The following is a 12,050-nucleotide window of genomic DNA, read 5'->3' as shown; positions in this document are numbered from 1 at the left end:
TCCCATCCGCGTTCCCGCTCAGGCGACCCCATCGACCCCAGAAAGCGGCCTTAGCAGGTGTTGGCAACCAATGCAGAGTTGGTGGCCCGCACGCTGCACTGCGGAAATGTATGGCTATGCGCGTCCGTCCAGCGGATCGACAGCGAGTTCACGGGGGTCAAACCTCAGGTTCCACGGGAGACAGGGCCCGACGCCAAAGAGGATCCACCCACGCCCATTTCGCCACACCAGGGTCAGTACCTCCATTTTCATCTCCCCCTTCTGTCCTGGTAGCCGGTCAAGCATGCGCACATATGCAACGCGAGGAGTCGGATACCACACATGAGAGGCAACGTTCCACTCGCGAAGCATTACTCTGAAGGCGGAAAGCTCGCCAGCGGAAGCCTTGGACCATCCACCCGCCTCTTCAACGAGCTTGCTCCGAAACTCGGAATCACTGAGGTCCGCTTCGTTGGCAAGTTGCACGAACGAGAAGATGGTGCCCATCGGATTGTAGGGATTATCGGACGGTCCGGCCTGCGCAAGCGCTGCATCGGAAGCCTCGACGGGGGCTACGCGCGCGCGACGCCTGCCAACCTTCACGAGTCGGCCATCGAAACCCCTCTCCCAGCGCCTGCCCTCATGATCCCTAAACTCGACCTTTGCTACGAGCCCCCTGAAGGATTCGTGCGCATAGTCACCGAAGCCGAGGAATCCCATTGTTACGTCGTAGGTGAACTCCCGTTTCGGAGGGAGCACGGGGATCGATCTTGGCGCAGCGAGTGGTCCGAGCTGGATCGTCCCACCTCGAGACTCGACCCCACAGAGCGCCTCGACCTTGAACACGGGTTCGTCGGCCTCATTCGCGACGTGAAGCACGACGGAACGTCGGTAATATTCACCGGAAGGGCTCGATGTGTAGACGTGCTCCAACCAAGCTGAGATAAGTGATGCCACTTTTCGGCGCGAAAGTCGCCGACGTCGAATCGACAGAAATATGCCGACAGTCAACTGTGCAACAGCCACCCCGAGCGCTACAACCACCGCCGCGACGGTGCCGATTGCCGTCCACATCTCATAGTCAATCCCACCCCCATTGCCGTCAACGACGGGAGCGACCTGAAGACTCCACCGCTCTATCATTGTCAATTCCACCCCTCTGGCACATGCTGAGCTATACGAGAACTTCTTTGGCTCGACGAACTTATTGACTTCGCACGCACTTCGGCTCGACGCACGCATATTCCAGCGGATTACGCCCCGCAATGCTCATAGAGCTCGGCGATGATATCGTGAGCGTCGCCATGAACCGCGACGCCGATGTCCCCTTCGACGCAGCACAGCCGACTTCGGCATCCCCAAGATCCTCCTGCAGAGTTGGCGGGCGTGCCGATCGCGAAGGGTCTCCAATCTGCTCAAGCCTATCGACGACATCGCAGTGGCCACTGGAACGGCAAGCGACGCGACGCAGGCCCAAGTCGGCCGAAAGAGCATCCGAACCCCTCGCGTGGATCTGTCCCTACTGCCTCGCCGGGCCATTCGCCGATGCAGAGGGGAGCCACATACGCCGGGCCGACATGGCGTCCCTGACAACGATTCCCGTGGGCCTTGCATCCGGGCTACATCAGGTCGAAGAAGCGGTCGAAGAAGGCGGTGAGCTTGTCGATGACCGTCTGCTTCTTCGCGCCGTGGCTCGGACCGGATCCGCGGGCGAAGCGTGAGACTGCCGGCAGGATGCGCGTGATCGCCGTCCCGGTCGACCTGACTGCACCGTCGCGGAAGGCCGCGTCGATGAACTCTCGGGTGGGCTCGGGCTTGAGGTTCTCCTCGGCGATGATCCGCTCCAGCTCAGCCTCACGCCTCGCCGTCACGTACTCACGCCACTCGTCGGCAACCTCCCCCGTGAGCGATACCCGGTCGACGAACTCCTCGATGAGTTCCTTCTTGTTCCGCAACGACGGCGAGGACGCGATGGCACGGTCGATCGTCGCCTTGATCTCCTTATCGTCGCCATTGCCCTTGGCCGCGCGGTACTGCTCGACGAGCATGAGGATGTAGTCGACGTTGATCTCGACCTGCTTGATGAGCTCGATCTCGAACACCACGTCGTCGTTGATCGCCTCCCGGTCGCCCGCGTCCTGCGTGCGGAAGGATGCGAACAGCTCCAGGTACACGGACTGGTAGTCCTGCCGGTCCCTCTCGGAGAGCACATCCTGACCCTCGAAGTCATCGAAGGAAACCAGGATGTTGCGCAGCCGCAGCAGCTCACCGAACAGCTTGATGAACGCCTTCTGAGCCGCCTCCCCGAGGATCAGCTCACCCAGGGGGAACGTCTCGCGCAGCTCGGTGACCTTCTGCGCGTATTGGCCGGCGTACTCCGCGTAGGGGGCCAGCAGCACGATCCCGGTGGCGTCCTTGTTGCCGAACAGAGCGATCGCGTCGTTCGTCTCCTCCTCGAGGTCGCGGAAGGAGACGATGTTGCCGTAGGTCTTCACCGAGTTGAGGATCCGGTTGGTGCGCGAGTACGCCTGGATGAGGCCGTGCGCACGCAGGTTCTTGTCCACCCACAGCGTGTTCATCGTGGTCGCGTCGAAGCCGGTGAGGAACATGTTGACGACGATGACCAGGTCGATCTCGCGGTTCTTCAACCGCAAGGACAGGTCCTTGTAGTAGCTCTGGAACTTGTCCGCGGACGTGTCGAACGAGGTGCCGAACATGTCGTTGTAATCCTGGATCGCGTCCTCCAGGAAGTCCCGGCTCAACTTGTCCAGACCGGCGGTCTCGAACTCCTCCTCGCTCAGCAGCCCTACAGCAGCCTCGTCGTCGGCCTCGTTTGGCGCGTAGGAGTAGATGAGCCCGACCTTGAGCCGCTTGGCGTCGGTGACGCCGAGCTCGTCCTGCACGCGGCCGAACATGTTGTAGTAGATCTTCGCTGCTTCGATCGAGGAGGTGGCAAACAGCGAGTTGAAGCCCGCCAGGCGCCGGTCCTTGAGCTCGTAGGTCTGGTTGCGGCGCGTCTTCTGATCGAAGTGCTCCAGGGTGTACTCCACGACCCGTCGCACGCGCCGCGGGTCGAGCAACGCGCGCTCGGTGTCGATCGACGCGACCTGCTTGTCCGCGACCGCCCCGACCTTGATGGTGTTGACGTAGTCGATGCGGAACGGCAGCACGTTCTTGTCGTTGATCGCATCCACGATCGTGTAGGTGTGCAGCCTGTCGCCGAATGCCTGCGCCGTGGTCCGCAGGGTCGGGTTGCCGCCTGTGGAAGCGTTCGCGGCGAAGATCGGGGTGCCGGTGAACCCAAACAGGTGGTAGCGCTTGAACGCCTTGGTGATCGCGGTGTGCATGTCACCGAACTGGGAGCGGTGGCACTCGTCGAAGATGATCACCACATGCTCGCTGTAGATCGCGTGGCCGGAGTTCTTCGCCACGAACGTCGACAGCTTCTGGATCGTGGTGATGATGATCCGCGCACCAGGATCTTCCAGCTGGCGCTTGAGCACTGCCGTGGAGGTGTTGGAGTTCGCCGCTCCCTTCTGGAACCGGTCGTACTCGCGCATCGTCTGGTAGTCCAGATCCTTGCGGTCCACCACGAACAGCACCTTGTCCACATCCCCGAGCCGCGAAGCAAGCTGCGCGGTCTTGAACGACGTGAGGGTCTTTCCCGAGCCGGTCGTGTGCCACACGTACCCGCCCGCCGACACGGTGCCGTAACGCTTCTGGTTCGAGGACGTCTCGATGCGCGTGAGGATCTGCTCCGTCGCCGCGATCTGGTAGGGCCGCATGACCAGCAGCATCTGATCGGCTGTGAGCACGCAGTACTTGGTCAGGACGTTGAGCAGGGAGTGCTTGGCGAAGAACGTCTTGGTGAACCCGACGAGGTCAGTGATCGGCCGGTTGCCGGCGTCCGTCCACCAGGACGTGAACTCGAACGAGTTGCTCGTCCGCTTCGCAGGCCTCCGGTGCCTGGCCTGCTCATCCAGGTGCGAGACGCGGACGGTGTTGGAGTAGTACTTCGTCAGCGTGCCGTTGGAGATGACGAAGAGCTGCACGTACTCGAACAGGCCAGACCCCGACCAGAACGAGTCGCGCTGGTAGCGCTTGATCTGGTTGAACGCCTCACGGATGTCCACGCCGCGTCGCTTGAGCTCCACGTGCACGAGCGGCAGCCCGTTGACCAGGATCGTCACGTCATAGCGATTGGCGCGCTGGACGGGCCGCCCGCCGTCGGTCGACGCCACGCCGGGGACCTCGTACTGGTTGACGACCTGCAGGCGATTGTTGTGGATGTGGACCTTGTCGATGAGCGCGATGTTCTTCGTCGACCCGTCCTCACGCCTGAACGCCTCGACGTGGTTCTCCTGTATGCGGACCGTCTTCTCCCGCACCGAGTCGTTCGCCGAAGCGATCACCGTGGTGAAGAACCGCTGCCACTCCCCGTCGGTGAACTCGATGCGGTTGAGCGCCTCAAGCTGCGTGCGCAGGTTCGCGACCAGGTCCTGCTCCGTGGCGATCGGCAGGTACTCGTAGGCCTGCTCTCTCAGCAGCCGGACCAGTTCCGCCTCCAGCTCCGCCTCAGACTGATACCGCGTCGTTTCAGCAAGGTCGGCCTCGAACTCTGCGACGACCGTCGACTCCGACGACAACGCAATCGGTTCAAACCTCGAGGCCCCACCGGCGGTCGGCACCGTCTCACTCACGCCTGGGCCTCCTCGAACGAGAGCAGTCGATCCCGGTAGTACGCGTACTGCGCCCGCCGCGCCTCGATTTCGGCTGGCAAGCCCGACGACAGGTCGTTGACCAGCGCGTCGAATGAGTTGAGCACTGCGACAATCCGGCGCTGCTCGTCAGGCGGCGGCACCGGAATGACGATCTTGCCGAGGTTCGCGCTCGCCACTCGCTTCACCTTCCCCCGGGCCACGTGCTTCTCCTTCTGCGCCTGGAAGTCCCCAGTCTGCATGACGTAGGCCACGTAAGTCGGGTCAGCGTCGGACCTGAACGCGAATGAGTCGTCGTGGATGGCAACCTCGACATCTCCCAGCCAAGCAACTGCCTTCGCAACGTCCTCCACGGTCTCACCGACGCCAGCAACCACAACGTCGCCAGGATGCGCGAAGCGCAATGACCCGCGGATCTCCTCGCGAACATGCGAGAGCGTCTTCGATGCGTAGACCCCGTAATGCGTGTAGATCTCACCATAGTGAATGCTCGGGATTCCCGCGGGCACGACGTCGTCCTTGGTAAAACGCCGCCCGCGGGTGAATGTCCCGAGCTCGCCCATGGGGATCCACCTGACGTTCTCCATCTTGGTGAACGAAAGAAGCTCGTCTCGGTAGTGGACGTACTGGGTCCTGCGGGCCTCCAGCTCCGCCTCCAGCTCCGCCTCCAGCTCCGCCTCCAGCTCCGTGAAGATATCTAATATTCTCACGATTTCCCGCTGGATTTCAAGTGGCGGAACAGGTATCCGAATCTTCTCCATGCCTTTGATGGGAAGCTCGAGTACCTTCGTTCCCGAGACGTGCTTCTTCTTCTGCGTTCGGAAAGAGTCAGTCTGGAAGAAGTACGCTACATACTTGGGCTCAAGAGTATGTGAAAACCTGCTTGTGTGACCACCGTACGCGACCTCACTCTCACCAAGCCATACGACTGCCTTCCCGACGTCCTCGAAGTTCTCACTCGTCGTCGCAACAAGCAGGTCACCCGGTTTGGCTTTTCGCAGCTTCTCGCCCAGCTCATTCGAGACGAACGACTTCACCACCGTCGTAGCGAGCCCGTAATACGTGTAGATCTGTCCGTAGTGAATGCAGGGAAAGCCGTCGTCGCCATCGATGAAGTCCTTCTTCTGCAGGCCGTTGCCGCGCACGAAGGTGCCGACCTCACCGAGCGTCTTGTGCTCGACACCGCGTGGCGCGTACTTCCGGATGAGGTCGTCGATGCGGCTCATGCGTGCGCGCCTTCGAGGTCCGCGACGATCGCGTCGATCTGAGTGCGAAGCGCCGCCTGGCGCTCGACGATGCCAGCGATCCGGGCGTTGAGCTCGACAATGTCGACGGCCTCGCGGGTGTCCTCCGCCTCGACCCAGGACGACACCGAGAGGTTATAGTCGCCCTCCGCGATCGCCTCGTTCGACACTCGCGTCGCGAAGTGCGCGACGTCCTCGCGCGTGGTGAACGCCTCCAAGACCGTGGCCTGGTTCGCCTCGGTGAGCTTGTTCTTGTTGCCGCTGCGCACAAACTCAGCGGACGCGTCAATGAACAGTACGTCGTTGTCGGTCTTGGACTTCTTGAGAACGATTATGCAGGTGGCGATCGTCGTGCCGAAGAACAGGTCCGGGGGAAGCTGGATCACCGTGTCGACGTAGTTGTTGTCGATGAGGTACTTGCGGATCTTCTGCTCCGCCCCGCTTCGATAGAGCACGCCGGGGAACTCGACGATCGCGGCGGTCCCGTTGACGGCCAGCCACGACAGCATGTGCATCGTGAACGCCAGGTCGGCCTTCGACTTCGGCGCCAGCACACCGGCCGGAGCGTAGCGAGGGTCGTTGATGAGCAGTGGGTTGGCGTCGCCCTCCCACTTGATCGAGTACGGCGGGTTGGACACGATCGCCTCGAACGGCTCCTCGTCCCAGTGCGCCGGGTCAGGGTCGATCAGGGTGTCGCCGTGCGCGATGTCGAACTTCTCGAAGTTCACGTCGTGCAGGAACATGTTGATCCGGCACAGGTTGTAGGTGGTGAGGTTGATCTCCTGGCCGTAGTACCCCTGCCGCACACCGTCCTTGCCCAGTACCTTGCGGAACTTCAGCAGCAGCGATCCCGACCCGCACGCCGGGTCGTAGACCTTGTTGACGCTCGTCTTGCCGACCACAGTGATGCGGGCGAGCAGCTCGGAGACTTCCTGCGGCGTGTAGTACTCCCCGCCGGACTTTCCTGCGGACGAGGCGTACATCTGCATGAGGTACTCGTACGCGTCACCGAACGCGTCGATCTTGTTCTCCGAGAACGCCCCGCCACCCAGGTTGAGGTCGCCGATCGCGTCGAGCAGCTTGACCAGCTTCTCGTTGCGCTTGGCGACCGTCGGCCCGAGCTTGTTGGAGTTGACATCCACGTCATCGAACAAGCCCTTGAGGTCATCCTCCGCGTCCGTGCCGACCGCGGAGGCCTCGATGTTCCGGAAGACGCGCTCGAGCGTCTCGTTGAGGTTCACATCCCGCGGCGCACGCTCACGGACGTTCGCGAACAGCTCGCTCGGAAGAATGAAGAAGCCCTTCTCCGAGACGATCTCGCGCACCATGTCCGGGTCGCTGACGTCGGCATTGGGTGCCAGCGCGTAGTCGAAGCCCTCGTTGCCGGAATCGTGCTCGTGGGCGTTGAGGTAGGCGGTGAGGTTCTCGGAGATGTACCGGTAGAAGAGAAACCCCAGCACGTACTGCTTGAAATCCCAGCCGTCCACCGACCCGCGCAGGTCGTTCGCGATCCGCCAGATGGTCTTATGCAGCTCAGCCCGCTGAGACTCACGGTTCATTCTCAGGCTCTCCCGTCGTGCGCCGCCCTCGGCGCGTCCACCACATCGCTTACGGCGCCGATCAGCTCGGTGGGCACCGCCTGCGCTGACCATAGCGGCGGGGGTGGACATCGCGGCGGACGCTCGCCGGGGGCGACCCGCTACTCACGACGAAGGCCGCCGAGCACCAGTACCCGACGCCCCAGACCGCGACCTCACCGTCGTCGCGTCTCGCGCTCGATCGCCCGCATGAGCGGCGTCGTCGCCAACCACTCCTCCGCGTCCAGATCCGCGATGCTCGCGCCACCCAGCTCTACCGCCAGCACCTCCCCCATCCCCGCGCCTTCCACGGCGCCGGTGAGGAGGTCGGCCATCGCGAGCATGTGCAACCACATCGCCTTGTCACGTAGCAGGTCCACGACCGCGTGGAGGTGCTCGACGCTCATCGCCGACAGCTCCAGCACCGCGCCCTGGCGCGTCACCCAGAACCGACCCTGATCCAGCACCCGCCGGTCCAAGCGCCCCGGCACTACGTGCGCCATCCACGGGGGCGCGCCCTGCTCTCGTCCTGTCATACGCGCATCGTGCCCGCCGGCCCTCAGCGACCAGTGCTCCGGGGCACGCGCGCTGCCCGGGACGTCGCCATCCCTCATAACGTCACAGCGCCTCCCCCGGCGCTGGCAGCGGGGTGGGTCTGGGCCTCGCGGCCCAGACCCACCCCGGTGTCTTACCGCTGCGCCGAAGCGCAGTACCTGCATCCAGGCATTCGAGCCTCGGGTCCGCCGTGGATCCTGCCTGCGTCGGCGAGGATCCAGTCGGTGAGCCAGCGCGTGCTCATGTGAGGCCAGCGCTCGGTGAGCGCCTGCTCGAGGATCGACAGCTCTCCAAGGAGCTTTGCCGAGGGCATGCCGTGAGACATGCGGTCGGCCCACTCAGCTCCCACCGACGAGCGCAGCGCGAGAAGCTCTGCACGTCGACGGGCCTGCATCTTCGTGCCCCTGCGGGGCATCGTGGTGGTGGACATGGTCCTCCTGGATTGGACACCCCTGTAGCGGTGCGCCACAGGTGGTGCGGAGCGTCGCAACGCTCACTCCCGGACAGTCGCGGCGCTCGAGCACGTCACAAGGGCCCACCGGCATCGACGTCAACTGTCACGACATTGCGCGCGCACACGCGCGCTCGACGGTCTGCGCCATGACGCCCAACGCACAGGTCATCGCGACGCTCGCCGCCTACGTCCCCCGTGGACTGCCCGCCGACGCCTGGACGCTTGCTGCCGCTCCCGTGCGGTCCCTCGCCGCGCGCACCGCCCCGCACGACCCCGCGCGCGCCAGGGGCGTCGCCTGGGCGCTGTGCATCCTGCTCGCCGGCCCCTACGGCTGGGACCGCCAAGCCGCACCCGACCTGCGCGCACTGCTCACCCCCGCGGCCATCCAGACCGTCCTGGACGTGCACGTCGCCGGCGGTGGCCGCTCCGCCGACCATCTTGCGCGCTACCTCACCCAGGCACGCCGCGCCGCCCACGCCCTGCCCGCCCGCTCCCGCCGGACGCACCGCGTGCCCGTGATCACGCGCACCTCCACCTGCGAGACCTCCGTCGTGAACGTCGCTCGTGCCCTCGCGTCAGCCGGACGGCCCGTGACGCGCTGGACGCTCGGCGCTGTTGCTGCCGAGGCCGCCGCGAGCACTGCACGGGGACGCGCGGCGCGCACCCTGGAGCTCACCTACACCGCCCGTATCCTGCAGGCGACCGATGAGCGAAGCACGGAGGCGGTTCACGCCACACCCACCCACGCCACGAGACACACCCCGCCCGCTCGCACCTCCATGCGAGCCGAACGCGCCGCCCGCAAGGCCGAGCGCGACACCCTTCGACGCGCCACCTCCGGGCCGGTCCTCGCCCCCGAGCCCGACCCCGCGCTCCTGCCTACCGACGTCCGCGACGCCCTCGCCGACTACTACCCCCGCGGCGTCCCGGGCCGCCTCTGGGCCGAGCTGCGCCCCCTGACGATGCGCCTCGTCATCGGCTCCTACCCCGCCACGGTCAACATCGCCCGCACGCGTGCAACAGCGGCCGTGGGCTATCTGCGCTGGCTGCACGCCCAGCCCACCGGACCGGCCAACCCCGGCCCGCTGAGCGCCACCGACCTCGTCGACCTCGACCTCCTCGAGGCCTACATCACCCACCGCCGCCGCACCTCCGGCGCGACCATGGCCTCGATCAACTCCACGCGCTCAGCGCTGCGCGCCCTCGTCGGCGCTCTCGACGCCCAGCCCCTGGCCATCCCCGCCTCCTACACCCCGCTGCGCGGCCCCTACAGCCCCGCACAGTGCGAAGACCTCCTCGAGCTCGTCGCCAACCAGCCCAGCCGCGCGCGCCAGCGCACCGGCGCCCTCGTCGTCGGCCTCGCCCTCGGCGCAGGCCTGGCCGCACGCGACCTGCGCTACGTGCGCGCCTGCGACATCGTCGAACGCGACACCGACACCCTCTTCCCCTACCTCACCGTCACCGTCCCGGCGGGTCCCGCCCCGCGCACCGTCATCATCCGCGACGCCTACGCCCCGGCAGTGCGCACCGGCCTCGCACTGCACGAGGGCGCCGCCACCGACCTGCTCATCGGGCGGCTCGAAGGACGCAAGAACGTCATCACCCTGCGCCTGACGACAGCCGACGGCACCCCCGTCAAGCTCGACATCGCCCGGCTGCGCACCACGTGGCTCTTCGCAATGATCCACGTCGCCATCCCCCTGCCCCGCCTCCTGGCCGACGCAGGCCTGACCACCGCCGCCACCCTGGCAGACCTCCTCCCCTACGCCCGTCCCGCAGAGCCCGACGCCGCGCTGACACGCACCGCACCCGACATCACCCCGACCACCTCCGAGCGCGCCGCGCGCAGCACGGAGGTGACCCGATGAGCCTGCGCAGCGTCGAGACAGAGTTCGACCGTGCCCTGAGCGTCGTGCGACGCTCACAGATCGCCCCGCACCTCGAAGACGCCATCCGCTCCACCTCCGCCGGCCGTCCCAGGCGCCTCAGCGTCGAGATGCTCCTCGCGGCGCTTCTTGTCGCACCCAACCAGCGGTTCAGGAGCGGCACCCTCGTCACCGTCCACCGCATCCTCACCGACGAGCTCAGCGCCTCACGCCTGCGACGCTCCGACCTCATGTGGGACGAGCACGGACAGGCCAAGACCCTCACCATCCGCCAGGTCCGGTACCTGTTCAAGCAGATCGTGCGCGCCATGGACTTCTCGCCCCACACCACCAAGAACCTCGACGTCCTTGGCCTCTTCGACGCCGCCGACACGACTCACGAGTGGCTCAACGCGCTCGTGCGAGCCTCGCTGCCCGACTCGCTGCCCGTCGCCGAGATGCATGCCATCGACGCCTCAGCCATTCCCGCCTGGAGCCGCGGCAAAGAACGAGCCACCGACGCCCAGCGGGCCGCTGGCCAGCCCGCGACCGCGTCGGTCGACCCCGACGCCGACTGGGGCTACCGCACCGTCACCACCGACTCCGCCAGCGAGGACTTCTTCGGCTACCACCTCAACGCCGCCGTCACCTCCTACACCCCCGGCAGCCCCTGGCAGTCCATCAAGGCGATCGCAGCCTTCGACCTCGTCGCGGCCAACGCAGGGCTCACCGAGTCGACCATCAACCTTCTCGACGACGCACTCCTGCCCTACGCCCCGGGCACCACGATCCTCGTCGACCGCGGCTACTCCAACTGGGTTGCCCCCGCCTGGGCCGACCAGCTCCACGCCCGAGGCGTCACCCAGTACCTCACCATGTACCCGAATGACCTCAAAATCCGCGAAGACCCCGGTACCGGCGTCATCATGTTTGCCGGCTGGCCCTACTCCCCCTGGACCCCCCGAGACCTGTTCCAGATCACCGCCCCCCGCAACTTCTCCCTCGCACCGCTGGCTCCCAACGCCGCTGAGAGCACACGCCGACGTCACAAGCTCGCCCTTGAGCCCATCGAAGAGTTCCACGCCAAGATCGCCGCACTGGCCCCCTACGCGCTCAAGCCCAACGGCCGACGCAAGGCCAACGGTGACCAGCGCTTCCTCACCCGCACCTACGGGCGCGAGAACGCCAACGCCGCGCAGCGCCGCACCGCCGCGTTCAGGCAGGAGACCGTGACGATCTCCAGCGCGGTCCTCGCCAAGCTCCACCAGCCCCACCGTTGGGGCACCCCAGAGTGGATCGCCGCCTTCTCCCGGCGCACGGCCGTCGAGGGAGCCTTCGGCGTCCTCAAGAACCGCGACGGCCACGCCATGACCCGCGGCTGGACCCGCGCCATCGGCATCACCGCCAACGCACTCATGGTCACCGCAGCGATCGTCCAGTACAACATCCAGGTCATCCGCCGCTGGGCAGCAAAGAACGCTCTTGACGACGCCGCCCTCTACGACGCTCCGCCGCACGAGTCCCGCGTTCAGCCCGCACCTCGCGAGGCCAACAGCCCCCAGCGCCCGGGAGCACCGCCCCGCGGCTGAGACCGCCGCTACCGGCACCGAACCTCACAGCACCAACCACGCAGCCCGCAGGCCCCAGAGCCTGACGGG

8 protein-coding genes are annotated in these 12,050 nt (G+C 65.6%); 2 read left to right on the top strand and 6 right to left on the bottom strand.

Annotated features, from left to right (window positions below):
* Window positions 1-114 precede the first annotated feature (114 nt).
* The 6 genes from ACTVCO_RS07695 to ACTVCO_RS07670 form a co-directional block, all read right to left on the bottom strand.
* On the bottom strand, window positions 115-1,134 hold the full coding sequence (locus ACTVCO_RS07695) for a hypothetical protein (protein WP_443727806.1): 1,020 nt from the start codon (window positions 1,132-1,134) through the stop codon (window positions 115-117).
* Window positions 1,135-1,598: 464 nt separating this feature from the next.
* Window positions 1,599-4,679: a type I restriction endonuclease subunit R gene (locus ACTVCO_RS07690; RefSeq protein WP_443727805.1), complete on the bottom strand. Its 3,081-nt coding sequence runs from the start codon at window positions 4,677-4,679 to the stop codon at window positions 1,599-1,601.
* Window positions 4,676-5,923 carry a restriction endonuclease subunit S gene (locus ACTVCO_RS07685; RefSeq protein ID WP_443727804.1) on the bottom strand — a complete coding sequence of 416 codons (1,248 nt, stop codon included), beginning with the start codon at window positions 5,921-5,923 and terminating at the stop codon, window positions 4,676-4,678. Before ACTVCO_RS07685 ends, ACTVCO_RS07690 begins: the two co-directional genes overlap by 4 nt.
* Window positions 5,920-7,500 (bottom strand): type I restriction-modification system subunit M, encoded by a 1,581-nt coding sequence (locus tag ACTVCO_RS07680; protein WP_443727803.1) that lies wholly within the window; start codon window positions 7,498-7,500, stop codon window positions 5,920-5,922. Before ACTVCO_RS07680 ends, ACTVCO_RS07685 begins: the two co-directional genes overlap by 4 nt.
* Window positions 7,501-7,694: 194 nt before the next feature.
* Window positions 7,695-8,054 carry a hypothetical protein gene (locus ACTVCO_RS07675; RefSeq protein WP_443727802.1) on the bottom strand — a complete coding sequence of 120 codons (360 nt, stop codon included), beginning with the start codon at window positions 8,052-8,054 and terminating at the stop codon, window positions 7,695-7,697.
* A gap of 152 nt (window positions 8,055-8,206) precedes the next feature.
* Window positions 8,207-8,503, bottom strand: a complete 297-nt coding sequence (locus ACTVCO_RS07670; RefSeq protein ID WP_443727801.1) for a hypothetical protein — start codon at window positions 8,501-8,503, stop codon at window positions 8,207-8,209.
* Window positions 8,504-8,673: 170 nt separating this feature from the next.
* Between ACTVCO_RS07670 and ACTVCO_RS07665 the strand changes: the two genes are divergently transcribed.
* The gene (locus ACTVCO_RS07665) at window positions 8,674-10,395 is read left to right on the top strand and encodes a hypothetical protein (RefSeq protein ID WP_443727800.1); all 1,722 of its coding nucleotides are present in this window, start codon (window positions 8,674-8,676) and stop codon (window positions 10,393-10,395) included.
* Window positions 10,392-11,981, top strand: coding sequence for a hypothetical protein (locus ACTVCO_RS07660; RefSeq protein ID WP_443727799.1), 1,590 nt, complete (start codon window positions 10,392-10,394; stop codon window positions 11,979-11,981). The genes ACTVCO_RS07665 and ACTVCO_RS07660 overlap by 4 nt, the downstream gene beginning before the upstream one ends.
* Window positions 11,982-12,050 lie beyond the last annotated feature (69 nt).

The organism is Sanguibacter sp. A247, from assembly GCF_052324925.1.
In the GTDB taxonomy this organism is placed as follows: domain Bacteria; phylum Actinomycetota; class Actinomycetes; order Actinomycetales; family Cellulomonadaceae; genus Flavimobilis.
Note: the sequence above shows the minus strand (reverse complement) of the source record. Positions and strands in the feature narration are given on the sequence as shown.

What these genes read in the sequence shown, in the direction of transcription:
- ACTVCO_RS07685 (WP_443727804.1), bottom strand. Translation starts at nt 5,923, where the DNA reads ATGAGCCGCATCGACGACCTCATCCGGAAGTACGCGCCACGCGGTGTC.
- ACTVCO_RS07680 (WP_443727803.1), bottom strand. Translation starts at nt 7,500, where the DNA reads ATGAACCGTGAGTCTCAGCGGGCTGAGCTGCATAAGACCATCTGGCGG.
- ACTVCO_RS07675 (WP_443727802.1), bottom strand. Translation starts at nt 8,054, where the DNA reads ATGACAGGACGAGAGCAGGGCGCGCCCCCGTGGATGGCGCACGTAGTG.
- ACTVCO_RS07670 (WP_443727801.1), bottom strand. Translation starts at nt 8,503, where the DNA reads ATGTCCACCACCACGATGCCCCGCAGGGGCACGAAGATGCAGGCCCGT.
- ACTVCO_RS07665 (WP_443727800.1), top strand. Translation starts at nt 8,674, where the DNA reads ATGACGCCCAACGCACAGGTCATCGCGACGCTCGCCGCCTACGTCCCC.
- ACTVCO_RS07660 (WP_443727799.1), top strand. Translation starts at nt 10,392, where the DNA reads ATGAGCCTGCGCAGCGTCGAGACAGAGTTCGACCGTGCCCTGAGCGTC.